Source organism: Kitasatospora sp. NBC_01287 (assembly GCF_026340565.1).
In the GTDB taxonomy this organism is placed as follows: domain Bacteria; phylum Actinomycetota; class Actinomycetes; order Streptomycetales; family Streptomycetaceae; genus Kitasatospora.
Genome location: NZ_JAPEPB010000001.1, coordinates 2,712,013 through 2,736,590, shown reverse-complemented (window position 1 = coordinate 2,736,590; position 24,578 = coordinate 2,712,013). Strand labels below are relative to the sequence as shown.

Below are 24,578 nucleotides of genomic sequence, written 5' to 3'. Positions count from 1 at the left end.
CCCCGGTGCCCTGCGCCGGTGCCGTTCGCGGCAACGGGCGGCGCACCGGCGGCACCTGCGGGCGCACCGCCGGGCGGGGCCAGCGGGCGGCGGCGCCGGCGTCGCCCCAGACCGGGCGCAGCGGGCGCTGGTCGCCGGTCATCGGCGCGCGTGGTCGCGGAAGCCGCGGCCGGTCTTGCGGCCCAGGCAGCCGGCCGCCACCAGGTGCTCCAGCAGCGGGGCGGCGGCCAGGCCCGGCTCGCGGAACTCCTGGTGCAGCACCCGCTCGATGGTCAGCGAGACGTCCAGGCCCACCACGTCGAGCAGTTCGAAGGGCCCCATCGGGTAGCCGCAGCCCAGCTTCATCGCGGTGTCGATGTCGTCCACCGTCGCGTAGTGCTCCTCCAGCATCCGCACCGCGTCGTTCAGGTACGGGAAGAGGAGGGCGTTGACGATGAACCCGGCGCGGTCGCCGCACTCCACCGGGTGCTTGCGCACCTCGGCGCAGACCGCCAGCACGGTGGCGGTCACCTCCGGGTCGGTCAGCACCGTGGAGACCACCTCGACCAGCTTCATCGCGGGCGCCGGGTTGAAGAAGTGCATCCCGATCACGTCGCGCGGGCGCCCGGTGGCGCTCGCGCAGCTGATCACCGGCAGCGAGGAAGTGGTGGTGGCCAGCACGGCGCCCGGCTTGCAGATCTTGTCCAGCGCGGCGAACAGCTCGCGCTTGACCGCCAGGTCCTCGGCCACCGCCTCCAGCACCAGGTCCGCCTCGGCCAGATCGGCCTGCCGGCCGGTGGGGGTGACCAGCGCGAGCGCCGCGTCGCGCTGCTCGGCGGTGAGCCGGCCCTTCTCCACCGAGCGGTCCAGCGAGCGGGCGAGCTGGGCCTTGGCCTTCTCGGCCTTCTCCTGGCCGCGGGCGACAAGGGTCACCGGGTAGCCCGCCTTGGCGAAGACCTCGGCGATGCCGGTGGCCATGGTGCCCGAGCCGCAGACGCCGACGCTGGTGACCGGCCGGCCGGCCGGGCGGGTGACCGCGGTGGCGCCGGACTCGGCCACCACCTTGGAGGAGCCGGGCGCCTCGTAGCTGTAGAAGCCGCGGCCGGTCTTGCGGCCGAGCAGCCCGGCGGCGACCAACTGGCCGAGGATCGGGGCCGGGGCGTGCAGCCGGTCCCTGGACTGCTCGTACATCGCCTCCAGGACGGTGCGCGCGGTGTCCACGCCGATCAGGTCGAGCAGCGCCAGCGGGCCCATCGGCAGGCCGCAGCCCAGCCGCATCGCGGCGTCGATGTCCTCGCGGGTGGCGTAGCGGGACTCGAACATCGCCGCGGCCTGGTTGAGGTAGGCGAAGAGCAGCCCGTTGACCACGAAGCCGGCCCGGTCGCCGGCGGCCACCGGCTCCTTGCCCATCGAGCGGGCGAACTCGGCCGCCTGCTCGGCCACCTGAGGAGTCGTCAGGACGGTGCGGACCACCTCGACCAGCTTCATCGCGTGCACCGGGTTGAAGAAGTGCAGGCCGAGCACCCGCTCCGGGCGGGCGGTGGCGGCGGCGATCCGGGTCACCGAGAGCGAGGTGGTGCCGGTGGCCAGCACGGTCCCGGCCGGGCAGATCCGGTCCAGCTCGGCGAAGATCTCCCGCTTCAGTTCGAGCTGCTCGGGGACCTCCTCGATCACCAGGTCGGCCGCCGCGGCGGCCTCCAGCCGCTCGTCGACGCTGATCAGCGCGAGCAGCGCGGCGCGCTCCTCGGCGGTGAGCCGCTCGCGGTCCACCGCGTGCGAGGTGGCCTCCTCGATCCGGGCCAGCGCCCGGGCGGCGGCGGCGCCGTCGGCCTCGATGCCGATCACCCGGCGCCCGCTGCGGGCGATCGCGACGGCGATGCCCGCGCCCATGGTGCCGAGTCCCACCACGGCGACGGTGGGGAAGGGCCCCAGTGGCGCGGCGGTGGCGGTGGTGCTGTCGGGAGCCTGCATCGTTGCTGGTCCTTTCGGATGGCCCGACCGGGCTGCCGGGGCAGGGCCGGGGGAGGGGCGACCTGGTCCTCGGCCCGGGGCGGCGTGCGCGCGGGCGGACCGCGGGGCGCGGCGCGCGTGGGCGCGCGGCGGCCGGCGATCGGGCCCGACGGGCCGAGGGGTCAGGCCGAGGGGTGGTGCCGAGGGGTGAACTGGTGAACGGTCGCGGCTCTCGTGGCCGGGCCGGTCCGCTCCGGGCCGTGCCGCGAGAGATGCGCGCCGGGGACGTGCGTCCCGGCACCAGGTGACGTGATGGAAGCGGCACCCCGGCCGCGCGTGACGCGGCGCCTCGCCGGTGCGGCTCCCGAAGCCCGGCGGTGGTGCGTGCGGTCACTGTAGCGAAGTTACCGCCAAGTAGGGAAGGGGTGGGGCAGGGCGAAAAGGGGCGGACCATGGCGGGTCGTGGCGGATCATGGCGGATCATGGCGAAGCACGGAAAATCGACGGACCGTCAGTTTCCGGGCGGCGGAAACACTCGTTCGGGTAGTTCCGGCGGCGACGGGCGCGCGGGAGCATGGGTCGTATGAGTACCACCACGGCCGAGCAGGACGGATCGCCCGCCGCCCCGCTGCAGGCCCCGCCGGACCCGCCGCTCGACGCCGAGCTGCGGGCCGAGCGCGCGGCCAGGGCCCGGGTGGCGGCGGCCCGGCTGGCCGCCGAGAGCGTCGAGGGCGTGATCCTCAGCTGGGTGGACAACGCCGGCCTCACCCGGGTGAAGACCGTCCCGGTCCGCCGCCTGGAGCACGCGGCGGCCTGGGGCGTCGGCGCCGCCCCCTGCTTCGACGTCTTCCTGGTCGACGACTCGATCACCACCAGCCGTCACATCGGCGGGCCGGCCGGCGACCTGCGACTGATCCCCGACCTGGACCGGCTCACCCGGCTGGCCGCGCAGCCCGGCTGGGCCTGGGCCCCCGCCGACCGCTACGCCCAGGACGGCTCGGCGCACCCCGGCTGCCAGCGCCGGTTCGCCCGTCGGTCGGCGGCCGCGGCCGCGCTGCGCGGCATCGAGCCGCTGACCGGGATCGAGATCGAGTGGGTGGTCGCGCTGGCCGGCGCCCCGGGTGAGCCGCCGGTCCACCCCACCCACGGCCCCGCCTACGGGCTGCACCGCCTGGTCGACCTCTCCGACTACCTGCGCGACCTGCTGCACGCGCTGGACGAGCAGGGCATGGCCGTCCTCCAGCTCCACCCCGAGTACACCCCGGGCCAGTTCGAGCTCTCGCTCGATCCCGAGGGCCCGCTCGGCGCCGCCGACACCACGGTGCTGGCCCGCCAGACCATCCGCGCCGTCGGCGTCCGGCACGGCCTGCGCACCTCCTACGCCCCCGCCGTCGAGCCCGATGCCGTGGGCAACGGCGCCCACCTGCACCTCTCGCTCTGGCGTGACGGGCAGAACCTGGGCCAGGGCGGCCCGGGCCGCTACGGGCTGACGGGTGAGGCGGAGTCCTTCCTGGCCGGGGTGCTCGCCGAGCTGCCCGCACTGCTCGCCCTCGGCGCGCCCAGCCCCGCCAGCTACCTGCGCCTGGTCCCGCGGCGCTGGGCCGGCGCCTACCGGTGCTGGGGCCTGGAGAACCGCGAGGCCGCGCTGCGCCTGATCCCCGGCCCGCCCGGCGAGGGGCCGGCGAGCGCCAACGCCGAGCTCAAGTGCTTCGACGCCGCCGCCAACCCCTACCTGCTGATCGGCGCCGTGCTCGCGGCCGGCCTGGCCGGCCTGGACGCCCGCCGGGCGCTGCCCGCCGAGGTCCCCGGCGATCCGGCCGCGCTGCCCGAGGGCGAGGTCCCCCGACTGCCCGCCTCGCTCGCGGCGGCGGTCGCGGAGTACCAGACCTCCGGCGTGCTCCGCGAGGCGCTCGGCGATCCGCTCTACGAGGCGGTGCTGGCGGTGCGCCGGGGCGAACTGGCGCTCTTCGCCGGGCACTCACCCGCCGAGCTGGCCGCCGCCACCCGCTGGCGGTACTGAGCTGGCGGCCGCCCGCCGGCACCGGCCGTGGCACCTGTCAGCGGCACGGCGCGGGGCCCCGTCAGCGGCACCGGGCGTGGCACCCGTCACCGGCAGCGCCCGCGACCGGTGCTGCCGGCCGGGCCGCGCCACGTCATGATCACGGGCGCACCGCGTCCGCATTCCGCACGCACTCCGGTGAACCTGACGTAGACGTGACGACCTGCCACCGGGGAGCCCGCCGACGCTGCCGCCGGGCGCCGACGGCGCTGTAGCGTGCACAGCGCCGGCCTTCGAGCAGTCGACGGACAGTCACTGCGACGAGGCCGGGGCGGGGGACGTGCGGAACGGGCGGCGGTACCACCCGCCCCGGTCCCGCACGCGCACAGGACAGTCGACAACGGACCGGAGTTCCGGCCTGCCCCCGGGAGTCCCGGCACGCGCCTCTCGTCCCGACGATCCCGCCGACGGCGGGTCCGGACCGGCCGGCCCGTTGGACCACATCGACCGGACACAGGAGATTCCCATGGACCAGGACACGAGTGCGGCCGTGTCGCAGCGGGCGCCCGGCAGCCCGCTGGCAGGCCGGACGGCGATCGTGACGGGTGGCTCGCGCGGCATCGGGGGAGCGATCGTGCGGCGGCTGGCCGCCGACGGCGCGGCCGTGGTGTTCAACTACAGCACCAACGAGGCCCCGGCCAAGGAGGTCGTCGCCGAGGTCGCCGCGGCCGGCGGCACGGCCTGGGCGGTCCAGGCCGAACTGGGCTCCCTCGACCAGATCGAGGGGCTCTTCACGGCCGCCGACCAGCACTTCGCGGAGATCGGCGCGGACGGCCTGGACATCCTGGTGAACAGCGCGGGCACCTTCGTGCGCACGCCGTTCGGCGAGACCAGCGAAGCCGCGTACGACGAGATGATGGCCATCAACGCCAAGGCCCCGTTCTTCACCATGCAGCACGCGGTGCGCCGGCTGCGCGACGGCGGCCGGATCATCAACCTCTCGACCGTCACGACCCGTTGGCCGCGCGTCCACGAGTCCGCCTACATCGCGAGCAAGGCCGCCCTGGAGCAGTTCAGCTGGGTGGCCACGCGTGAACTGGGCGGCCGCGGCATCACCGTCAACGTCGTCTCCCCCGGCCCCACCGACTCCGGTGCCGGCGGCATGCTGCAGAGCGCCACCACCGACGCGATCCGCGCCGAGGTCGCCAACCAGACCCCGCTGAACCGCCTCGGCCTGCCCACCGACATCGCGGCCGTCGTCGCCTTCCTGGCCGGCCCGGACGGCGGCTGGGTCAACGGTCAGAACATCCGCGCGGACGGCGGCCTGGTCTGGTAGCGGCACACGGTTCCCGGTGGCCGGCCCGTCGCCCCGCGGCGCGGCCGGCTCCGCCGTGCGCGGGCGGGGGTGGCTGAACCACCACAGGTCCCGGGGCCGTGAGCTCCTGGTGTAGGGCGTCACGATCGATGGTCGTGCGGTCCCCGCCGGGCGGCCCCGTGGGACCGGGGCGGGTCCGGACTCCGCGCTGCTGTCCGGTGGAGTTCTGGGTGCCGCGCGAAGATCATCCAGCGCCTGCGCCAGAACTCCTGTGACAAAGAGGACATATGACTACGCGTACGTTCATGGGCCGTCGGATCGCCGGTGCCGCACTGGTGGTGGGCCTGCTCGGGGCCGGTGCTCCGGTCCTCGCCGCCCCCGCCTTCGCCGACTCGGCGAGCCCCGCCGCGGTGGCGGGCATACCGACCTTCGGTGACGTGCTGCGCGGCATCGAGGTGGACTGGGCCGAGGGCCACTGGAACTGGACGGCTTGGAACGACAGCACCCCGGTCGCCTTCGGCGCCGACCAGGACAACTACCAGTGCGCCGAGTACGTCGCGCGGGCCCTGGCGGCGGCCGGCCTGGTCCCCGGGCTGGGCCCGGACGACCCGCAGGACGACTACTTCCACTACACGGCGCCGAACGGCACCACCTACGACCTGCTGCTGATCAGCGATGTGGCGCCTTACCACACCCTGTACGACTACCTGATGGACAGTCACCTCGGCACCGACATCGGCGACCACCCCGAGGACGCCCGCCCTGGCGACGTCGTGGTCACCTACGCCGGCCCCGGCAACACCAAGAGCCACACCGGCCTGGTGGTGACGGCCGCCGACGGTTCGACCGAGCCCACCGTCGACGCGCACAACCGCGCGCGCTCGCACTACGGGTACCACTACTACGCACCGTCGCACCTGGTCCGGATCGACCCCCTGGGCCTGCTCCAGGGTTTCCTGCCGAGCGCGGTCTCCGCGTTCGAGGCGCCGAAGGCCGGCTCCTCGAAGATCGCCACCCCGAAGGCCACCGCCCCGAAGGCCACCGCCCCGAGCACCTCGACCTGGGGCCGCCAGGACCCGGCGGGCCCGCAGGTCTGACGCCGCACAGCGCTGCCCGTCGCCGCACACCGCGGCGGCGGGCAGTCCTGCTCCGCTCACTCCACCGGCCGCTCCGCGGCCAGCCCCAGCAACTCCGGTACTCCCGTGCCGTCCGCCGTGCCCTCGCCTGCCGTGCCGTCGTCCTCCGCGGTCTCGCGCAGGACCAGCCCCGACCCGGTCAGCGCGTTCAGCAGCACCGGCAGCGGCACGTTGACCACGCCGACCCGCGCCCGGATCCCGTCACCGAGCAGCGGATGCCGCTCGACCCGCTCGTGCCGCCGGTAGCCGGGGTGCACCACGCAGCCCCCGTCCGCCGACCGCGTCGCGAAGACGCCGCCGAAGCACGGGTGCGCGCCGACCAGGGCCAGCCGGCCGCCCGGCCGCAGCACCCGGTACGCCTCGGCGAAGACCGGTCGCAGGTCGTCGAAGTCGGTGCTGGTCATGACCGTCGCGACCGCGTCCACCGATTGGTCGGCCAGCGGCAGCCGCTGGGCGTCGCCCACAACCGCGGCGACCCCCTTGCGCCGGGCCAGTTCGACCTGGCGGACCGAGACGTCCACCCCGGCCACCTGCGGGGGAGGGCGTTCGGCGCGGTGCCGGTGGTGCCGGTGGGGTCGTCGGTACGGGCGTTGGCTTCGGCAGCTGGCATGGTCGAGCGATAGGGAGCGGGTCGAGCGGGGGGCGAGCCATTTCTGAACTCTTGATCAGATCTCGGATCCTGCGATCATGGTGCGGTCGCCCTGCGGTCGCCCTGTGGTCGCGACAGCCCGCTTGCAGGAGGAGAGAGTTGCTCATGTCGGCCCCCGAGATCGCCCTCGGCCTCTTCGGCGTACGCCACGACCGGGACCTGCTCGAAGCGGCGCTGGAGCTCGGCGTCCGCACGATCGACACCAGCTCCAGGTACCACGACTTCGGCTCGCACCGCGCGCTGGCCAAGGTCGGCACCGACCTGCTGCCGGAGTTCACCATCAGCACCAAGGTCGGCTTCCTCCGGGAGGCGGGCCGGTCGCGCCACTCGCTCGACCCGGCCGAACTCACCGCCGCCGCCCGGCGCACGGCCGACGAGCTGGGCCGCACCCCGGACGCGCTGCTCCTGCACAACCCCGAGCACACGCTTGCCCGGCTGCCCCCGGCCGAGGCGGGCGCCGTCCTCGCCGCCGCCTGCGAGGCGATGGCGGCGGCCGTGCGGGCCGGCCTGTGCGGCAGTTGGGGAATCTCCTGCTGGGATCCACGCCCGCTGCTCCCGCTGGCGGCCGGTGTCGTCGTGCGGCCCCAGACCCTGATGACCCGGGCGGGCCTGCTGCTGGACCCTGGCACCCGCACGGCCGCCGCCGCCCTGGCCGACGCCCTCGGAGTCGCCCCGTCCGGCCGGTGGGGCATGAACGCCTTCGGCGGCGACGGGGCCCAGCAGGCCTGGTCCACCCCCGCAGGCCTCGACGCGACCGCGTTGCTCGGCCCCGGCCAGGTCGCGAGCAGCCGCCAGGCCGCGCTGCGGGTCGCCTTCGAGCTGCCACCTGTCTCCCGGATCGCGGTGGGCACCGGGAACCCTGAGCACCTGCGCGAACTGGTGGGCGCGACAACCCTGCGCCTCGGCGCGAGGGCGGTGGGGGCATCCCTGTCAGCGGCTCTCGAAGTCAATGGGTGACCCGTTCAAGTTCCTGCCCCCGGTCCGTACCACTGGAGGGCCTGGCCGGTGACGTTCGCGATGCACTGGAAGTCGTGGTCCCGGTGCGGCAGGGTCAGGCCCCGCAGTTCGGCCGAGGCGGCGACGATCAGGTCGACGGCTCCGGCGCCGCGATGCGGGCCCCGCCCGGTCAGCAAGGACTGGACCTGCCAGGCGCGGTCGTAGGCCCGGTCGTCGACCGGCACCCAGCTGAACAGCGATCGCATGTCCCCGATCCCCCGAGCGCGGTCGTCCGCTGTTCGCGCGCCGTGGAAGAACTCGAGTTCGGTGATGGGACAGGTGGCGACCAAGCCGGCTGCCGCGGTCTGGTCCCAGCCGAACTGTTCGGCATCTCCACGCATGAAGCGCGCGAGCGCGCTGGTGTCGATCAGGAACTGCGCCGCGTTCACCGGCGGTGGTTCCTCTTGTCCTCGAAGATCTCTAGGTCGAAGGCGCCGCCATCGGCCCTGCCGGCGCTGATCCCTACGGTGTCCGGGCCGGCCGCCGAACCGGAGGTGATCAGGGCGCGTCCTCAGCGGAGGACCGGGAGGGATCACGATGATCGATACGACCGAAGCCGAAGCGCTCGGAGAAGCTGACGAGACCACGGCCGCCCGACGGCGTGGCCGGTGGGGCCCCGTCGCGGTGGTGGGTCTGGCCGGCCTGGTCGTCGGCGTGGAACTGGTCGGCCTGGCCCGGCAGTTCGAGGTCCGCGAGGGGATCACCGGCCTGCTGGTCGCCACGGTCCTGATCGGTGGGCCCGCGACCCTGCTCGCGCTGCTGTGGGGCGGCTGGGCACTGTGGCGGCTCTGGCCGAGTGCGTGGGCGCTGGTCGCGGTGCCCGTCCTGGACGTCGTGCTCACGGTGTTGCTGGCCCGGCCGCTGGGCACCGGGTTCGGGCTGGTCACCTGCGCCTACCTGGCACTGCCCTCGCTGCTGCTGGCCGTCGGCTGCGCGCGGCGGTCGCGGCGGGCCGTCCTGGCGGTGGGGCTGGCGCTGGGCGCGCTGTTCGCCGTGGCGTTCCCACTGGGCGCGGTGCAGCGGCAGCTCGCCGTCGAGCAGTGGCTGCGCACCACGGGCACCCCGTCCCGGGCGGTGGTGCTGCCGGTCGATCCGCCGGGTCTGGCGCGGGCGGGGCTGCGCTGGGACGGGAGGCGGATGGTGATCACCTTCGGCACCCCGGAGGGGCAGGGCGGCTCGGACACCTTGGCCACGGTCGTCGAGACCGTCACGCCGGGCTACGGCGACCCGTGCGGGCCGCTCAGCTACGGCACCGAGGGCGATCCGGCGATGGCCGACCCGCCGTGTGCGCGGGAGGCGTCCGGCCTCTGGTTCCGGGGCTATCCGGACGCAGCCGGCTCGGTGCCGGGCTACGTGCTGCAGCGCGACGGCGTGACGATCACCCTGACCGACCAGGGGGCCCACCGCACACCGGGCGGGCAGCTCCAGTTGACCGGCCTCGGTAACGGCGGGGACCAGCCGCTCTTCGGACGGGACGGGCTGCGGCGGGTCATCGAGTCCGCCCACCCGGCCGCCGCCGACGACGTGCGGCCGAAGGGCTGGTGGCTGCCCAGGTCCTGGGCGGGCCTGCTGCTGTGAGGCCGGCCGGTCCTCAGTGTTCTTCGGGCGTGCCAGGCTCCTCGGGCTCTGGCTGCTCCGGCTGCTCCGGCTGCTGCGACTGCTCCGGCCGCTGCGGCTGGGCCGCAGGCTCGTCGGCCGGCTCGGCGCCTTCGGGCCGGCGCCGGTTGAGCCAGGCGAACCAGGCCAGCCCGGCCAACGTGCCCAGCGTGGCGATGTAGAAGTTGAGCCGCAGCCCCAGGAAGTACTGCGAGTAGTCGACCCGCAGCGACTCCTCGAAGATCCGGAACGCCGAGTAGCCCGCCACGTAGAGCGCGAACAGGCTGCCCTGCCGGACCTTCCCGCGCCGCCCGAGCCAGATCAGGAAGCCGGCCAGCGCCAGGTCCCAGACGAGCTCGTAGAGGAAGGTCGGGTGGAAGGTGGCGTCCTGGGCGTACCCCGGCGGGCGGAAGGCGGGGTCGATCTCCAGGCCCCAGGGCAGGCTGGTCGGCCCGCCGAACAGCTCCTGGTTGAAGTAGTTGCCGATCCGGCCGACCGCCTGCGCGATCAGCAGGCACGGGGCCAGCGTGTCCATCATCGCGGTCACGCTCGCCTTGGCCCGGCGCAGCCGCCAGACGCAGACGCCGGTGGCCAGCGCCACACCGCCCCAGATCCCGAGGCCGCCGTCCCACACCGCCAGCGGCCCCCACCAGTGCGGCGGGATGTCCTTGGGGGTGGTCAGGTCGAAGTAGAGCCGGCCGCCGAGGATGCCGAACGGCACGCCCCACAGCGCCATCTCGTCCACCAGCTCGGGGTCGCCGCCCCGGGCCCGCCAGCGCCGCCGGCCGAGGGCGACGGCGATGCTGATGCCGACGATGTACATCAGCGCGTAGAAGTGGATGAACAGCGGCCCCACGTAGAAGCCGTTCACCGACGGGGACGGGATGGCGGCAAGCAGCATGCGCCGAGCGTACTTGAACTGCGCGAACGCCTCGGCGGCGGGCGGAGCGCTGCGGGTAGGCAGCCTCGCGGGCGCCCGGGGAAATCCCGTTGGACCCGCTGCCGTCCGCCCATACGGTGGCCCGGTGACGAACCAGCCGCAGCCCCAGCAGCCTCAACAGGCCCAGCAGCCTCAGCAGCCCCGGCAGCCCCAGCAGGCCCATCCTCAGCGCCTCCGGCAGGAGGGGCACCCGTCCGGGCCTCGGATGATCATCCTCAACGGCGGTTCCAGCTCGGGGAAGTCCGGCCTGGCCCGTTGCCTGCAGGCGGTGCTTCCCGAGCCGTGGCTGTCCTTCGGAGTCGACACCTTCGTCGATGGCCTGCCCGCGGCCCTGCGTGCCTCGGAGGCCGGCATCGAGTTCGCCGCGGACGGCGGGGTGGCGGTCGGCGCGGTCTTCCGGGAGTTGGAGGCCGCCTGGATCGCGGGCCTCGTGGCGATGGTCCGGGCGGGGGCGCGGGTGATCGTGGACGAGGTGTTCCTCGGCGGCGCGGCCTCCCAGGCGCGGTGGGAGCGGGCGGCCGAGGGGCTGGAGGTGCTCTGGGTCGGGGTCCGCTGCGAGGCGGCGGTCGCGGCGGGGCGCGAGATGGCCCGCGGGGACCGGGTGGGCGGCATGGCGGCGGCGCAGGCGGAGCTGGTGCACCGGGGGGTGCGGTACGACCTGGAGGTGGACACCGCGCACGCCGAGTCGGTCGCCTGCGCGCGGCTCATCGCGGACCACCTCGGCCGCGCCTGAGCCCGCTGCCCGCTGCCCGCGCCCAGTCCCCGACCGCGGCCGCCCGTCCGCTCAGTTCCCGTGCAGGTCCGGCACCTGCTGCAGCCAGGCCGGCCGCCCCCGCGCGGTCTTCCGCGCCCGGGCGGCCTCGGCGACCCGCAGCTCCGCCTCGGAGGCGAAGCCGCTCGGCAGCCAGCGCCGGGAGACCGCCGCCCGCGCCGCCAGCTGCCGCACATAGGCCTCGCGCAGCTCGTCGGCACCGGCGAACCCCTCCTCCGCCGCCAGCCACTCGCCGGGCACCAGCGCCAGCACCTCGCGCAGCAGTTCCTCGGTCACCCGGGGCGCCAGTTCGGCGTCGGCGGCGCGCAGGTCGGGGGCGAAGTCGCCGAGCGCGTGCGCGCTGAGGTCGTAGGAGCGGTCCAAGGCCGCCGCGGCGCCGGACCAGCGGTGGTGGAAGACCAGGGCCGCGCCGTTGTCGATCAGCCACAGCCTGCCGTGCCAGACCATCAGGTTGGGGTTGGCCCGGCTGCGGTCGACGTTCGCGGTGAGCGCGTCCAGCCAGACCACCCGGCCGGCCTCCAGCGGGTCGACCGTCAGCATCGAGGGCTTGAAGTCCCGGGCGCCCGGCAGGTAGTCCATCCCGAGGTTGAGCCCGGCGCTGGCCCGCAGCAGGTCCTGGATCTCGGGGTCGGGCTCGTGCTCGGCGACCGCGGGGTCGAAGTCGACCAGCACCAGTTCGGGCACCCGCAGGCCCAGCCGCCGGGCCAGTTCGCCGACGATCACCTCGGCGACCAGCGCCTTGCGGCCCTGGGCGGCGCCGGTGAACTTGACCACGTAGGTGCCCAGGTCGTCGGTCTCGACGATCGCGGGCACCGAATCGCCGCCCCGCAGTGGGGCCAGGTAGTGCAGGGCGTTCACCCGGGGCAGGTCAGCAGACACCCGGCCAGCCTAGACCGAGCGCGCGGGCGGCGCCCCGGGCCTGTCGCGGTCCGGCGCACCGCGTGTGGTTGGCTGTCCGCGACGCACCACCGAGGTACCGCTGACACTCCCTAAGGAGCCACCCCATGGCCCAGGTCCACGCCCGCACCGAGCGGACCTACCCCGCCACCCCCGAGCAGGTGTACGAGGCGATCGCCGACTACAGCAGCGTCCGGCCGACCCTGCTGCCCGCGCAGTACAGCGAGTACGAGGTGCGCGCGGGCGGGATCGGCGCGGGCACCCAGGTGCACTGGAAGCTGCAGGCCACCGAGAAGCGGGTCCGCGACTGCCTCTTCACCGTCTCCGCGCCGTCGGCCGGGACGCTGGTGGAGAAGGACGCCAACTCCTCGATGGTGATCACCTGGTCGGTCTCCGCGGCGGCCGCCGGGCAGACCGCGGTGGCGATCGAGACCACCTGGCAGGGCGCTGGCGGCATCGGCGGCTTCTTCGAGCGCACCTTCGCGCCCAAGGGCCTGAACCGGATCCACGACGAGGTCCTTGGCCGCCTGGCCGACCACCTGAAGTAGGCCCCAGCCCACCCCGCCGTCCCGCCCCACCCCGCCGTCCCGCCCAGCCCGCCGTACCGCCTCGCCCACCCCGCCGCACCGGACGGACACCCGTACGAGGCCCAGCCCGTACGGGTGGACCGCGCCCCCGGGGGAGTGACGGCGCGCGAAGCGCCGTGCCGCGCCACCCTAGGCTCGCGGCCGTGCATCTGACGATCCTTCATGTTTCCCAGCCGGTGGACGGCGGCGTGGCCCAGGTGGTCACCGATCTGGTGCGCGGCCAGCGCGCGGCCGGCCACCGGGTGCTCCTCGCCTGCCCGCCCGGCGGTCGGCTGGGCCCCCGGGCGGGCGCCGCCGGGGCCGAGCTGCTGGAGTGGCCGGCCCGCCGCGCGCCCGGGCCCAGCGTGCCGGGCGAGGCGGCGAGGCTGCGGCGGCTGGTGCAGGCGGCGGCCCCCGATCTGGTCCACCTGCACAGCGCCAAGGCGGGCCTGGCCGGCCGGTTGGCGCTGCGCGGCCGGATCCCCACCGTCTTCCAGCCGCACGCCTGGTCCTTCGCCGCCGCGACCGGCACGCTGGCCACCGCCAGCACCCGCTGGGAGCGCTACGCCACCCGCTGGGCCGCCGCCGTGCTCTGCGTCAGCGAGCAGGAGCGGCAGGACGGTGAGGCGGCCGGCATCAGCGCCCCGTTCGCCGTGGTCCCCAACGGCGTGGACCTCGCACACCACACGCCCACCGAGCGCCGCGCCGCGCGGCTCTCGCTGGGGCTCGACCTGTCCGAGCCGCTGGCGGTCTGCGTCGGGCGGCTCTGCCGGCAGAAGGGGCAGGACGTGCTGCTCGCCAGCTGGCCCGCGGTGCTGCGGCGGGTGCCGAGCGCGCGGCTGGCGCTGGTCGGCGGCGGTCCGGACGCGCAGGCGCTGGCCGCGCAGGCCAGGGCGCTGCCCGAGCCGTACCGGGTGCACCTGGCGGGGGAGGTGGCCGACCCCAGGCCCTGGCTGGCCGCGGCCGACCTGGTGGTGCTGCCCTCGCGCTGGGAGGGGATGGCGCTGGCGCCGCTGGAGGCGATGGCGATGGCCCGGCCGGTGATCGTGACCGAGGTGCCCGGTGCCCGCGAGCAGTTGCCGCCCGAGCAGCGGGAGACCGGGTTGGTCCCGGTCGAGGACCCGGCGGCGCTCACCGACGCGCTGGCCGAGGCGCTGGCCGATCCGCTGGAGTGCGCCCGGCGCGGGGTGGCGGCGCGCGCGTGGGTGGCGGGCCGGCACGACGTGCGGACGGTGGTCGCCCGCGTGTCCGAGCTCTACCAGAAGTCGATCACCGGGGGCCAGCCGACTCCCCGTGTCCCCGCGCGGATCTGATCGTTTCTCAGGCAGTGACGTGCATCTTGTTCGGTAGGGGCGACTTGGTCGATCACCCGTTCCGGCCGTGCCCAGCGGCCAAGTCGGAAATTCCGATTAATGGGCGGGTGGAATGAAATGGCAAGTCAACTTCCCCGTCAACTGCCGGGAATTTAGCCGTCGTTCGGTAATGTCTGATTTTGCCCAATTCGTTCCAGTAGTGCGAGAGCCTCGGTCGGGTTATCGCGCCAGTTTGTGCGAATGGGTGCGAGTGAGACGAACGTACCGCGAAATCCACCACCAAGGGCACACTGCAGGGGAGTTCGTGCGCTGATGACCATTGACCACGAGAGTCTGCCGCGGCCTGGGCGATCCGCGGCCGGCGGTCGGCGGCTCGCGACCGAGCTGCTCGACCGGCCCGCCCGGCCGCCGCACCAGCGCGGCACCGCCCAGCTCGGCCGGCACCGCCGGGGCCTGCGCGCCGCCGTGCTGCTGCCCGGCTCGCTGCTCGTGGTCGACCTGCTGGCCGCCTGCGTGAGTTCGGTGGGCTGCGCCTCCGCGCGGGCCCACCCGCTGGGCGCGGCCCTCGCCCTGCTGCCGATCCTGCTGCCGCTCAACCTGGCCGGCGGCCTCTACCGCACCCGGATGAGCCCCTCCGCGCTGGACGAACTGCCCGCGCTGCTCGCCCGGGCCGCCGTCGCCCTCGCCTTCGCGATCACCCTCACCGACTGCCTCGGCGGTGCCTGGCCCTCCGGCGGCCCGGCCGGCTGGCCCCGGCTGCTGGCCCTGCTGCTCACCCTGGCCACCGGTGCCGCGCTCGGCCGCGCCGTGGTCTACGGGCTGCTGCGCAAGCTGCGCAGCCGGCGCCCGGTGCCGGTCCTGGTGCTCGGCGCGGGGGAGCTCGGCCAGCGGATCGCGGGGGCGCTGCGCGAGCACCCCGAGTACGGCATGCGCCCGATCGGCTACCTGGACCCGGACCCGGTGCTGCTGCCCGGAGACTCCCCGCTGCCGGTGCTCGGCGGTCGCGAGGCCCTGGCGCGCGAGCTGCGCCGGCACGGCGAGGTCCGGCTGATCGCCACCGCCGGGGCCGCCGACGAGCAGGAGACGGCGGGCACCATGCGCGAGGCGGTCCGGCTCGGCTGCCAGGTCTGGCTGGTGCCCGGCCTGCGCGAGCACGCCGGGCTCGGCGCCGGCCCGCAGCGGGCGACCGACCACCTCTGGGGCTACCCCTGCCTGCGGCTCTCCACCCCGCCGCTGCGCCGCCCCGGCTGGCTGCTCAAGCGCGGCGTCGACATCGTGGCCGCCGCCCTCGGCCTGCTCGCCATCTCCCCGCTGCTGGCCGCCTGCGCGCTCGCCGTCCGGCTGGACACCGGCCCCGGCGTGCTCTTCCGCCAGCAGCGCACCGGGCTGGACGGCCAGGTCTTCACCCTGCTCAAGTTCCGCACCCTGCGTCCCAGCAACGAGCACGAGTCGGCCACCCACTGGAACATCGCCCAGGACCACCGGATGAGCCCGGTGGGCCGGCTGCTGCGCCGCAGCTCGGTGGACGAGCTGCCGCAGCTGTGGAACGTGCTGCGCGGCGACATGACCCTGGTCGGCCCGCGCCCGGAGCGCCCCTACTTCGTGATGCGGTTCGGCCAGGCCTACCCGGAGTACGCCGACCGGCACCGGGTCCCGGTCGGCCTGACCGGGCTGGCCCAGGTCAACGGGCTGCGCGGGGACACCTCGATCGAGGACCGGGCCCGGTTCGACAACCGCTACATCGAGAGCTGGAGCCTCTGGCAGGACGTCAAGATCCTGCTGCGCACCGCCGCGCTGATGCTCCGTCCGGACGGGAGCTGACCCACCGTGGCACTGACCATCACCCCGGGCCCCGCCTTAACGGGCCCGGGCCCGGGTCCGGCCCCGGTCCTGCGGCGGCCCTGGCCGGAGCTGCTGCGCGCGCTGGCCACCGCGCCGCTGCGCCGCCCGAGCCTGCTGGCCGCCGCGACGGTGCTGCTGGTCTGCGCGCCGACCGGCGAGAAGGACGTGACGGCCGCCGTCCACATCACCCCCGCCGACCTGGCCTCGCTCGCCCTGGTCGGGCTGCTCGGGCTCGACCTGCTGCGCGGCCGCCCGCTCGGGCTCGGCAGGTCCGCCTGCGCGGTCTTCGCCGGGGTGGTCTGCGCGGCCGCCGCCGCCACCGTGACCTCGATCGACCCCGCCGCCGGCCTGACCGGCTTCATCCGGCTGGTGCAGATCTTCGTGCTGGTCCCGGTGGCCGTGCTGGCCGCGCTGCGCGACCGCACCGACCTGCACCTGGTGCTCGGCGCCTTCGTGCTGGCCGCGCTGATCGAGGGCGGCGTCGGGGCCGGGCAGTACCTCACGCACACCGGCGCCTCCTACACCGGTGAGCCGATCCGGGCGGTCGGCACCTTCGGCGCGCTCGACATCATGGCGATGTCGGGCGTCGTCAGCTTCGGCCTGCTGGCCGCCCTGGCCCTGGGCCTGACGATGCCCCGGGGCGGCTGGGCCCGGCGCGGGCTGCTGGCCTGCGCGGCGTTCCTGGTCTTCCCGCTCGCGGTCTCGTTCAGCCGGGGCAGCTGGATCGCCACCGCGGTCGCGGTGGCCGTGCTGCTGCTCAAGGCCGACGCCCGGCTGGCGCTGCGCTGGGCGGTCCTCGGGCTGGCGGCCGCGATCGTGGTGGTCGGCGGGCTCGGCGCGGGCGGCGGCGGGGTGACCGAGCGGCTGGACAGCATCGGCTCGGTCTCCGGCGGCAACGAGGACCACTCGGTCAGCGACCGCTACGACCTGTGGGCCACCGCCCGCGCCATCTGGGCCGACCACCCGGTCACCGGGGCCGGCCCGAAGAGCTTCCCGCAGCTGCGCGACTCGCACGCGCCGCTGCGGCTCTCCTCCGGCAGCGACGCGGCCGACTCCACCATCGGCTTTGAGCGCGAGCCGCTGCTCTCGCCGCACAACATGTACTTCCTGGTGCTCTGCGAGCAGGGCCTGGTGGGCATCGTCGCCTACGGCGCGCTCTTCCTCGCGCTGCTGCTCGGCGGCCTGCGCCGGCCGGGCCCGCCGCACCGGGGCGCCGGCGGCCCGGGCCCGGCGGCGGTCGGCCTGCTCTGCTGGGTGCTGGTCGACTTCCTCTACGCGGACATCGGCGGCACCACTACCGTGCTGACCTCGGTGATCCTGGGCGTGGCCGCCTGGTGGGCGCTGCCCGCCGCCGAAGGGCCGACGGCATGACGATCAGTCAGGACCTGCTCCCCGCGCCGCCACCGCCGCCGGCGCCGCCGCGACCGGCCGTCGACGGCACCTCCTTCCTGGCCAAGGCCTTCGGCATCACCGCGGTGCTCAGCGCGGCCGGCTCGGCGCTGGGCCTGCTGCGCGACCTGCTGCTGGCCCGGTTCTTCGGCGCCGACGAGGGCACCGACGCCTTCCTGGTCGCCTGGACCGTGCCCGAGACGGCCGCGCCGCTGCTGATCGAGGACGCGATGGCCTTCCTCATGGTGCCGGCCTTCAGCCTGGCCCTGGTGCTGCGCGAGGAGCGGCCCGAAGGCCCTGATCCGGTGCGGCAGTTGACGGTGGACACGCTGCCCTGGCTGCTGGCGGTGCTGTGCGCGCTCTCCGGCGCCACCATGCTCTGGGCGCCCGAGGTGGTGCACACCCTGGCCCCCGGGCTGGGCGACCCCTCGCTCGCGATCACCTGCACCCGGATCACCGCCGTCACCGTGCTGCCCTTCGGCGTGGCCGGGTACCTGGGCGCCGCGCTCCGGGCCCACCACCGCTTCACCGCGCCGGCCGCCATCTACGTCGCCTACAACCTCGGCATCCTGGCCGTGCTGACCGCCTGCCACCTGGTGCTGGGGGTGCGGGCGGCCGCGCTCGGGGTGGCCTTCGGCAGCCTGCTGATGGCCGGGGTGCTGGCCGGCCCGTTCGTCCGGGCGCTGCGCGGCGGGCGAGGAGCCCCCCGGCGCACCGCGGCGGGCCGGCGCGGGCTGCTGCTCAGCCCGCTCGCGCTGCTGCCGATGGCCGCCTTCACGCTGACCCGGCAGTCCCAGGTCTTCATCGAGCGCTACCTCGGCTCCACCCTGCCGGCCGGCACCATCTCGCACCTCAACTACGCCGCCAAGGTCTCCCAGCTGGCGATGACCACGGCGATCCTGATCTGCACGGTCACCTTCCCGCTGGTCGCCCGGGCGCTGGCCGCCGGTGACCTGGACGCGGCCCGCGACCGGGTGGAGAAGGACCTCGGCCAGGCGGCGGCGGTGGTGCTGGCCGGCACCGCCTTCCTGATCGCCTGCGCGCCCGCCGTGGTCTCGCTGCTCTTCCAGCGCGGCGCCTTCGACGCGGCCGACACCGCCGCCACCGCCCAGGTGATCCAGGTGTACAGCTTCGGACTGCTCGCCCAGGCGCTGACCGGCGTCATGGTGCGGCCGTTCTTCTCGATGCGCCCGGCGGTGCGGCGGGCCGACGACCCGCGCCCGGACGAGGCGGGGCGGCGACTGCTCGACTGGTACCCGGTGGCCGCGATGGCGGTGGGTCTGGTGGTCACCACCGCCGTGGGCCTGCTCACCAGCCACCGGTTCGGCGCGCTGGGCCTGGCCGCGGGCAACGCGGCGGGCATCACCACCGCCGCCGTGCTGCTGCTGCGCGGGCTCGCGCTGCGCGGCATCGCGCTGCGGATGCCGCAGGTGCTGGGCGGCCAGGCCCGGCTGCTGCTGGCCGCCGCGGGCGCCGCGGCGGTCGGCGGCTGCGCGGCCCGCGCGGTGCGCCCGGCCCCGCTCTCGCTCGCCGCGGGGGGCGCGAGCGTGCTCGTGGTCTACCTGCTGCTCGGGGTGCTGCTCGGCGCCCGCGAGCTGAGGGGCCCGGCGGAGCGGGCCCTGGGGCCCGGCCGGGCGCTGCTGCGGGGGCCGCGGGCAGTGACCGGCGGCCCGGCGATGGGGGATGACCCGCTGGAGGAAGGAACCATGCCCGATGGTCGCTGAACTCACCCGCCGCACCCGTCTGCCGCGCCAGGCCACCGCCACCGGCGGCCGCTCCGGGCGGCCGTGGATCCTGATGTACCACTCGGTGGCCGAGGAGGAGGAGGATCCGTACCTGCTCACGGTCAGCCCCGCGCGCTTCGCCGACCAGATGCGCTGGCTGGCCGCGCGCGGCTGGCGCGGTGTCAGCATGCGCGAGCTGCTCGCCGCCCGGGCCGCCGGCCGCCGCGACCGGCTGGTCGGCCTGACCTTCGACGACGGCTACGCCGACTTCGCCCGCCACGTGGTCCCGGTGCTGCGCGGCTACGGCTTCACCGCCACCGCCTACGTGGTCGCCGACCGGCTGGGCGGCGACAACTTCTGGGACGTCGAGGGCCCGCGCAAGGCGCTGCTCACCGTGGAGCAGGTGCGCGAACTGGCCGCCACCGGCTGGGAGATCGGCTCACACGGACTGAGCCACCTGGCGCTGCCCGGACTGCCGGCCGACCTGCTGCGCGCCGAGGTGCGGGACAGCCGGCGGGCCCTGGCGGAGCTGCTCGGCGGTCCGATCGACGGCTTCTGCTACCCGTACGGCGCGGTGGACGAGCCGGCCGCCCGGGCCGTCCAGGAGGCCGGCTACGACTACGCGGTGGCGATCGCCCACACCCCGCTCGCCGGGCGGTTCGCGCTGCCCCGCTGCTACGTCGGCGACCGCGACGGCGCCTGGCGGCTGCGCGCCAAGCGCGGTCGGCACGGCCTGCGCGACGTGGTCACCGAGCTGCGCCGGCTGGGGGTGGCGCGGTGAAGGTGCTGCACGTCATCACCGGTCTGGCGGCGGGCGGCGCCGAGCGGCAGCTGCTGCTGACGGTCCGCCACCTGCCGCCTTCGGTGCGCTGCGAGGTGGCGGTGCTGACCAACCCGGGCAGCGTGGCGGCGGAGCTGCGCGCCGACGGCGTGCCCGTCCACGACCTGGCGATGCGCGGCAACCGGGACCTGGCGGTGCTGCCCCGGCTGGTCCGGCTGATCCGCCGCGGTCAGTACGACGTGGTGCACACCCACCTCTACCGGGCCGGTCTCTACGGGCGGTTGGCGGCCCGGCTGGCCGGGGTGCGGGCGGTGCTGGCGACCGAGCACTCGCTGCACGCCGGCACGATCGAGGGGCGCCCGGTGAGCGCCGGCGTCAAGTCCCTCTACCTGGCCGCCGAACGGCTGGGCGTCACCACCGTCGCGGTCTCCGGGCAGGTGGCCCACACACTGGCCGACTGGGGGGTGCCGCGCCGGCGGGTGGCGGTGCTGCCGAACGGCATCGAGACGCGCGACCCCGCGGGGCCCTGGGCGCGGCGGACCGAGACCCGGCGCGGGCTCGGACTGGCAGCCGACGCCTTCGTGGTCGGCGGGGTGGGGCGGCTGGTGCCGGGCAAGCGGTTCGAGGTGCTGCTCCAGGCGCTGACCGTGCTGCCGCGGGCGGTGCTGCTGCTGGTCGGGGAGGGGCCGCAGCGGGCCGAACTCGCCGAGCGGGCCCGCACGCTGGGCGTCGGCTCGCGGCTGCTGCTGGTCGGCGAACGGGCGGACGTGCCCGAACTGCTGGGCGCGATGGACGTGCTGGCCGCGCCCTCGGTCGAGGAGACCTTCGGGCTGGCGGTGCTGGAGGGCCTGGCGGCCGGGCTGCCGGTGCTGCACAGCGGCTGCCCGGCGCTGGAGGAGCTGCCCGCCGAGGCCGCCCCCGGCGCCCGCAAGCTGCCCTCCACCGTGGCGGCCTACCAGGAGGCACTGCTGGCGCTCGGGCCGGCACCGCTCGGCGTCCCACTGCCCAGGCCACCGGCCGTGGCGCACTACGACATTGTCCGCACAGCCGGCCGACTGGGCGAGCTGTACGAGCGGTTGGGACGGGCCCCGGTGGCCCTCCCGACCGGGAGGGAGTCCTGAAGTGAGCGGTATCGAGCGAGGTCAAGCCGCCCGGGTCCGTACCCTGGCCCGCCGCTGGTGGCCGCTGGCCGTCGCGGTCCCGCTGGGCGCGGTGGCGGGGGCGGGCTACGCGGTGGTGGCGCCGCCGGTCTACACGGCCAACTCCTACGTGGTGGTGGTCCCCGATCCCGGCGGCGAGGCGGGCCTCGCGGTCAACTTCGCCCAGGCGTACGGACGGCTGGCGGCCCAGCCCCAGGTGCTGGAGCTCGCCGCGCCGGAGGCCGGCCGCAGCGGCGCCGAGCTGGCGGGCCTGGTGGCCGGGACCACCTCGCCGGACGCCCCGGTGATCGAGATCGCGGGCAGCGGCGGGCACCCGCAGGACGCGGTGAAGGCGGCGGACGCGGTGGCCAAGGCGCTGATCTCGTTCGCCAACACCAGCAGCAAGGAGACCGGCGTCAAGCTGGTGCCGCTGGCCGCCGCCGCCGAGCCCGACCAGCCGACCACCCCGAGCGGCCGGCTGGACGTCGCGGTCGGCGGGGCGGCGGGCGTGCTGGTCGGGGCGCTGGCGATGATGGCGCGCCGCAAGGCCGGCGACCCGGCCGCCGCGGTGCCCGGCGGCGCGGCGCCGGTCGAGCCGGCGGCTGTCGTCCCCACCCCCACCCGCGCGGCGCCGGACAAGCGGGCCGAACCGGCCGGGAGCGCCAAGTGAGCGCCCCGCAACCGACCCGGCGGCCCGCGCCCGTCCCCGCCCCCGTTCCCTCCGAGGAGGCGCAGGCCCCGCCCGCCCGCACCCCCGCCCCCCGCAACCCGGCCCCGGGGGGCACGACGGACCCCGCACCCGCGAGCGCACCCGCCCCCGCCGTGCCGCGCTGGACCACCGAGCTGCACCGCGCGGACGACACCCTCACCCGCCTGACCGAGGAGTGGGACGCCCTCGCCACCCGCTGCCGCACCGCCACCCCCTTCCAGTCCGCCGCCTGGCAGGCGTCCTGGTGGGCCGCGTACGGCCGCCCCGGCCGGCTGCGGGTGCTGCTGGTCCGCCGGGACGGCGCGCTGGTGGGCGCCGCCGCGCTGGCCCGCGGCCGGACCGGCACCCTCACCGCGCTCGGCGGCCGGCTGATCGACTTCACCGACGTACTGCTCGACGACTCCTGCGCCGCCGAGGCCGCCGCCGAGCTGGCCCGCGCGCTGCCGCTGCGCCGCCCCTGGCAGGCCCTGGACCTGCGCGAGGTGCGCCCGGGAGCGGCGGCGCACCAGCTCTACGCGCACTGGCACGGGCGGCGCCACCAGTTGCTCGACTCGGTCTGCCAGCACCTGCCCGCCGTGCCGATGGAGCAACTGCTCGCCCGGCTGCCCGGCCGCACCGCGCAGCGCAGCCGGGCCAAGCAGCGCAAGCTGCTGGAGGCCGGAGTGGTGGCCCGGCGGGTGCCGGTGGCGGAGGTCGGCGCGGCGATGGGCGAGCTGCTGCGGCTGCACACGCTGCAGTGGGAGAGCCGCACGGTCACCGCCGAGCACACCAGGGCCCGGTTCGCGGCGCACCTGCGCGAGTCCACGGCGGGCCTGGCCCGGCGCGGCCAGGCGGTGGTCTACCGCTACTACCTGGACGAGGAGCTGATGGCGGTCGACCTGCTGCTGCTCTGCCCGGCCTTCGCCGGCCTCTACCTCTACGGCGCGCACCCGCGGCTGCGCGAGCGGATCGACATCGCGGGCCTGCTCTTCGGCACCTCGCTGGAGGAGGCGGTCCGGGCCGGCATCCCGGAACTGAGCCTGATGCGCGGGGAGGAGCCGTACAAGGAGCGCTGGCGGCCCGAGCGCGGGCGCAACCACCGGCTGCTGTTCGGGCCCGCCCACCTGGCCGCCGCGCTGAGCCTGCGGCTGCTGCTGGCCCGGACCCGCGCGGCGGCCGCCCCCCGACTGCGCGGGCCGGCCGCCCGGCTGCGCGCGCTGCTCAACCGCGGCTGACCGCGGCGCCGGCCGACGAGGAGGCCGAGGCGGACGCCGCCGACGCGGGCGGGGAAGCGGACGGTGCGGCAGGGGAGGCGGCCGGCGAGGCGGACCCGGACGACGCGGCCGAGGCCGACGGCGAAGCGACCCCCGACGGCGCCCCCGACGGCGACTTCGACCCCGATGGTGACGGCGACCCCGATGGTGACGGCGACGGCGATGGTGACGGCGACGGCGACGGCGGGGATGACGGCGAGGGGGACGCCCCGCCCCCCGGCCGACCCGGGCAGCCGTGCGACAGCAGCGGGGGCCGCAGCCAGGCGAGGCCGCCGAACGGCCCGACCGGCAGGCCGGGGCAGAGCGGCGCGGTGGGTGCGGGCGCCGCGCCCTTCGAGCCGTCCAGCAGCTGCCGGTAGACCGAACTGGAGCGCGGGTTGCTGCGGCACTCCCAGAAGCCGTGCGGGCAGTAGTCGGTGACGGTCTGGTAGAGGGTGTCGTGGGTGCGCATCCAGTCGACCATCCGCCGCACGAACTCCGGGTTGTCCCCGTTGCGGAACAGCCCCCACTCCGGGTACGAGACCGGCTTGCCGCGCTTGGCCGCGAACTCCACCTGGTCCTGCAGCCCGTACGCCTCGTGCACGTAGTCGTCGAAGGTGGCGCCGGCCGGCTGGTCGTAGCTGTCGGTGCCGATCACGTCCACCACGTCGTCACCGGGGTAGCACTTGGTCCAGGCGATCGCGTCCAGCCCGCGGTTGGGGGTGAAGTCGAAGCGGAACCGCTGCCCCGGCACCTCGCGCATCACGCCGACGATCCGCCGCCAGTACGCCTTCCAGGCGGTGGGGTCGGGCTTGCAGCGGCTGGTGTAGGTGGTGCCGTTCATCTCCCAGCCGAGCACGACCACCGTGTCGCCGCCGCCGAGCGCCACCAGCTTGCGGGCCAGCTTGCGGAAGTGCTGGTCGAAGGCGCCGTGCGCGCCCTGGTCGAGCAGCTCGGCCACCTGGTCGTCGGGCAGGTCGCCCTCGTTGGGCACCAGCATGGGCACGTTGAGCACCAGGGTCCGGCCGCGGTCGCCGAGGCGCCACTGCGACCAGAGGGCCAGCATCCTGGTGTCGCCCTCGATGTCGCCCCAGCTGTTCCCGGCCAGATAGGTGTGGCCGACCTGGAGGTTGGCGCCGTTCAGCCAGCTGGAGAACCGGGCGATCTGCGGGATGTACTCGTCCCAGGAGCCGACGAAGGCGCCGAACGGCACCTCGTGGTCGGCCCGCCGGGTGCTCGGCCGGGGCGCGGCGCCGCGCGGCTGCGGCGGGGCGGCGCCGAGCGTGCCGATGGCGGCCGTGCTGCGGTCGGCGGTGCTGACCGGTCCGCCCCCGGCCAGGCCCGCCGAGGTGAGCAGCAGCAGCGCGGAGGCGGCCAGGGCCAGCCGGCCGATTCGCATGGTCTCTCCTCCAGCACGGGACTGCACGGGGACTGCACGGGACCGCACGGGACCGCGCACAGGGCGGCGATGCGCACCGCCCGCATCTGCCTACTCAGCGTAAGGTGAGCCGCCGTCGGAAAAGCCGAATGTCACCCTGAAGTGGACGATTGTCGCGAGCCTGGTCGATTCCGACTTGCGCGATCCGCTGTCCTGACCGATCGTCAGCCGGTTCGGGTGCCCACCGGGCCCCGGTCGACGTCCCACCCGCCCACC

General features: G+C 75.5%; 20 protein-coding genes and 1 pseudogene. 15 read left to right on the top strand and 6 right to left on the bottom strand.

Annotated elements, in window-relative coordinates; translation table 11 throughout:
- Window positions 1–138 precede the first annotated feature (138 nt).
- Window positions 139–1,950, bottom strand: coding sequence for a 3-hydroxyacyl-CoA dehydrogenase family protein (locus tag OG455_RS11380; RefSeq protein WP_266292704.1), 1,812 nt, complete (start codon window positions 1,948–1,950; stop codon window positions 139–141).
- A gap of 562 nt (window positions 1,951–2,512) precedes the next feature.
- On the opposite strand from OG455_RS11380, the gene OG455_RS11375 reads away from it, so the two are divergent.
- The 3 genes from OG455_RS11375 (at window position 2,513) to OG455_RS11365 (ending at window position 6,340) form a co-directional block, all read left to right on the top strand.
- Window positions 2,513–3,949, top strand: a complete 1,437-nt coding sequence (locus tag OG455_RS11375; protein ID WP_266292702.1) for a glutamine synthetase family protein — start codon at window positions 2,513–2,515, stop codon at window positions 3,947–3,949.
- A gap of 505 nt (window positions 3,950–4,454) precedes the next feature.
- Window positions 4,455–5,264, top strand: coding sequence for an SDR family oxidoreductase (locus OG455_RS11370; protein ID WP_266292700.1), 810 nt, complete (start codon window positions 4,455–4,457; stop codon window positions 5,262–5,264).
- 266 nt (window positions 5,265–5,530) lie between these two features.
- Window positions 5,531–6,340 carry a hypothetical protein gene (locus OG455_RS11365; protein WP_266292698.1) on the top strand — a complete coding sequence of 270 codons (810 nt, stop codon included), beginning with the start codon at window positions 5,531–5,533 and terminating at the stop codon, window positions 6,338–6,340.
- A 56-nt stretch (window positions 6,341–6,396) separates the two neighbouring features.
- Here the strand turns inward: OG455_RS11365 and OG455_RS11360 are convergent.
- A pseudogene (locus OG455_RS11360) lies at window positions 6,397–6,918 on the bottom strand (class I SAM-dependent methyltransferase); the annotation flags it as partial.
- A 215-nt stretch (window positions 6,919–7,133) separates the two neighbouring features.
- On the opposite strand from OG455_RS11360, the gene OG455_RS11355 reads away from it, so the two are divergent.
- A complete protein-coding gene (locus OG455_RS11355) occupies window positions 7,134–7,985 on the top strand; it encodes an aldo/keto reductase (RefSeq protein WP_266292696.1) in 852 nt (283 codons plus the stop codon).
- A 5-nt stretch (window positions 7,986–7,990) separates the two neighbouring features.
- Here OG455_RS11355 and OG455_RS11350 read toward each other — a convergent pair whose 3' ends face one another.
- On the bottom strand, window positions 7,991–8,413 hold the full coding sequence (locus OG455_RS11350) for a PIN domain nuclease (protein WP_266292694.1): 423 nt from the start codon (window positions 8,411–8,413) through the stop codon (window positions 7,991–7,993).
- Window positions 8,414–8,561: 148 nt separating this feature from the next.
- Between OG455_RS11350 and OG455_RS11345 the strand changes: the two genes are divergently transcribed.
- Window positions 8,562–9,602 carry a hypothetical protein gene (locus OG455_RS11345; protein WP_266292692.1) on the top strand — a complete coding sequence of 347 codons (1,041 nt, stop codon included), beginning with the start codon at window positions 8,562–8,564 and terminating at the stop codon, window positions 9,600–9,602.
- 13 nt (window positions 9,603–9,615) lie between these two features.
- On the opposite strand, the gene lgt is transcribed toward OG455_RS11345, so the two are convergent.
- The gene (lgt, locus tag OG455_RS11340) at window positions 9,616–10,521 is read right to left on the bottom strand and encodes a prolipoprotein diacylglyceryl transferase (protein WP_266292690.1); all 906 of its coding nucleotides are present in this window, start codon (window positions 10,519–10,521) and stop codon (window positions 9,616–9,618) included.
- A 244-nt stretch (window positions 10,522–10,765) separates the two neighbouring features.
- On the opposite strand from lgt, the gene cpt reads away from it, so the two are divergent.
- On the top strand, window positions 10,766–11,293 hold the full coding sequence (gene cpt / locus OG455_RS11335; protein ID WP_266300732.1) for a chloramphenicol phosphotransferase CPT: 528 nt from the start codon (window positions 10,766–10,768) through the stop codon (window positions 11,291–11,293).
- 51 nt (window positions 11,294–11,344) lie between these two features.
- Here cpt and OG455_RS11330 read toward each other — a convergent pair whose 3' ends face one another.
- Entirely contained in the window at window positions 11,345–12,199 is an 855-nt protein-coding gene (locus OG455_RS11330) for a HipA family kinase (RefSeq protein ID WP_266300731.1), read from the bottom strand.
- Window positions 12,200–12,336: 137 nt separating this feature from the next.
- Between OG455_RS11330 and OG455_RS11325 the strand changes: the two genes are divergently transcribed.
- The 9 genes from OG455_RS11325 (at window position 12,337) to OG455_RS11285 (ending at window position 22,906) form a co-directional block, all read left to right on the top strand.
- Complete coding sequence (locus OG455_RS11325) at window positions 12,337–12,777, top strand: SRPBCC family protein (protein WP_266292688.1); 441 nt, start codon at window positions 12,337–12,339, stop codon at window positions 12,775–12,777.
- A gap of 188 nt (window positions 12,778–12,965) precedes the next feature.
- The gene (locus OG455_RS11320; protein ID WP_266300730.1) at window positions 12,966–14,108 is read left to right on the top strand and encodes a glycosyltransferase; all 1,143 of its coding nucleotides are present in this window, start codon (window positions 12,966–12,968) and stop codon (window positions 14,106–14,108) included.
- A gap of 312 nt (window positions 14,109–14,420) precedes the next feature.
- Window positions 14,421–15,929 (top strand): sugar transferase, encoded by a 1,509-nt coding sequence (locus tag OG455_RS11315; RefSeq protein WP_266292686.1) that lies wholly within the window; start codon window positions 14,421–14,423, stop codon window positions 15,927–15,929.
- A 6-nt stretch (window positions 15,930–15,935) separates the two neighbouring features.
- Window positions 15,936–17,321, top strand: coding sequence for an O-antigen ligase (locus tag OG455_RS11310; RefSeq protein ID WP_266292684.1), 1,386 nt, complete (start codon window positions 15,936–15,938; stop codon window positions 17,319–17,321).
- Window positions 17,318–19,063, top strand: a complete 1,746-nt coding sequence (locus OG455_RS11305) for a lipid II flippase MurJ (RefSeq protein ID WP_266292682.1) — start codon at window positions 17,318–17,320, stop codon at window positions 19,061–19,063. Before OG455_RS11310 ends, OG455_RS11305 begins: the two co-directional genes overlap by 4 nt.
- Complete coding sequence (locus OG455_RS11300; protein ID WP_266292680.1) at window positions 19,053–19,844, top strand: polysaccharide deacetylase family protein; 792 nt, start codon at window positions 19,053–19,055, stop codon at window positions 19,842–19,844. The genes OG455_RS11305 and OG455_RS11300 overlap by 11 nt, the downstream gene beginning before the upstream one ends.
- A complete protein-coding gene (locus tag OG455_RS11295; protein WP_266292678.1) occupies window positions 19,841–20,965 on the top strand; it encodes a glycosyltransferase in 1,125 nt (374 codons plus the stop codon). The genes OG455_RS11300 and OG455_RS11295 overlap by 4 nt, the downstream gene beginning before the upstream one ends.
- Window position 20,966: 1 nt before the next feature.
- Window positions 20,967–21,653, top strand: a complete 687-nt coding sequence (locus OG455_RS11290) for a Wzz/FepE/Etk N-terminal domain-containing protein (protein WP_266292676.1) — start codon at window positions 20,967–20,969, stop codon at window positions 21,651–21,653.
- Complete coding sequence (locus OG455_RS11285) at window positions 21,650–22,906, top strand: GNAT family N-acetyltransferase (RefSeq protein ID WP_266292674.1); 1,257 nt, start codon at window positions 21,650–21,652, stop codon at window positions 22,904–22,906. The genes OG455_RS11290 and OG455_RS11285 overlap by 4 nt, the downstream gene beginning before the upstream one ends.
- Here OG455_RS11285 and OG455_RS11280 read toward each other — a convergent pair.
- On the bottom strand, window positions 22,893–24,323 hold the full coding sequence (locus tag OG455_RS11280; RefSeq protein WP_266292672.1) for a glycoside hydrolase family 26 protein: 1,431 nt from the start codon (window positions 24,321–24,323) through the stop codon (window positions 22,893–22,895). The genes OG455_RS11285 and OG455_RS11280 overlap by 14 nt on opposite strands.
- Window positions 24,324–24,578: the final 255 nt, after the last annotated feature.

Excerpts from the sequence above, each read along its gene's own strand:
- OG455_RS11300 (WP_266292680.1), top strand. The coding sequence starts at position 19,053 with ATGGTCGCTGAACTCACCCGCCGCACCCGTCTGCCGCGCCAGGCCACC.
- OG455_RS11325 (WP_266292688.1), top strand. The coding sequence starts at position 12,337 with ATGGCCCAGGTCCACGCCCGCACCGAGCGGACCTACCCCGCCACCCCC.
- OG455_RS11305 (WP_266292682.1), top strand. The coding sequence starts at position 17,318 with ATGACGATCAGTCAGGACCTGCTCCCCGCGCCGCCACCGCCGCCGGCG.
- cpt (WP_266300732.1), top strand. The coding sequence starts at position 10,766 with ATGATCATCCTCAACGGCGGTTCCAGCTCGGGGAAGTCCGGCCTGGCC.
- OG455_RS11355 (WP_266292696.1), top strand. The coding sequence starts at position 7,134 with ATGTCGGCCCCCGAGATCGCCCTCGGCCTCTTCGGCGTACGCCACGAC.
- OG455_RS11315 (WP_266292686.1), top strand. The coding sequence starts at position 14,421 with ATGACCATTGACCACGAGAGTCTGCCGCGGCCTGGGCGATCCGCGGCC.
- OG455_RS11345 (WP_266292692.1), top strand. The coding sequence starts at position 8,562 with ATGATCGATACGACCGAAGCCGAAGCGCTCGGAGAAGCTGACGAGACC.
- OG455_RS11380 (WP_266292704.1), bottom strand. The coding sequence starts at position 1,950 with ATGCAGGCTCCCGACAGCACCACCGCCACCGCCGCGCCACTGGGGCCC.
- lgt (WP_266292690.1), bottom strand. The coding sequence starts at position 10,521 with ATGCTGCTTGCCGCCATCCCGTCCCCGTCGGTGAACGGCTTCTACGTG.
- OG455_RS11280 (WP_266292672.1), bottom strand. The coding sequence starts at position 24,323 with ATGCGAATCGGCCGGCTGGCCCTGGCCGCCTCCGCGCTGCTGCTGCTC.
- OG455_RS11370 (WP_266292700.1), top strand. The coding sequence starts at position 4,455 with ATGGACCAGGACACGAGTGCGGCCGTGTCGCAGCGGGCGCCCGGCAGC.
- OG455_RS11375 (WP_266292702.1), top strand. The coding sequence starts at position 2,513 with ATGAGTACCACCACGGCCGAGCAGGACGGATCGCCCGCCGCCCCGCTG.
- OG455_RS11365 (WP_266292698.1), top strand. The coding sequence starts at position 5,531 with ATGACTACGCGTACGTTCATGGGCCGTCGGATCGCCGGTGCCGCACTG.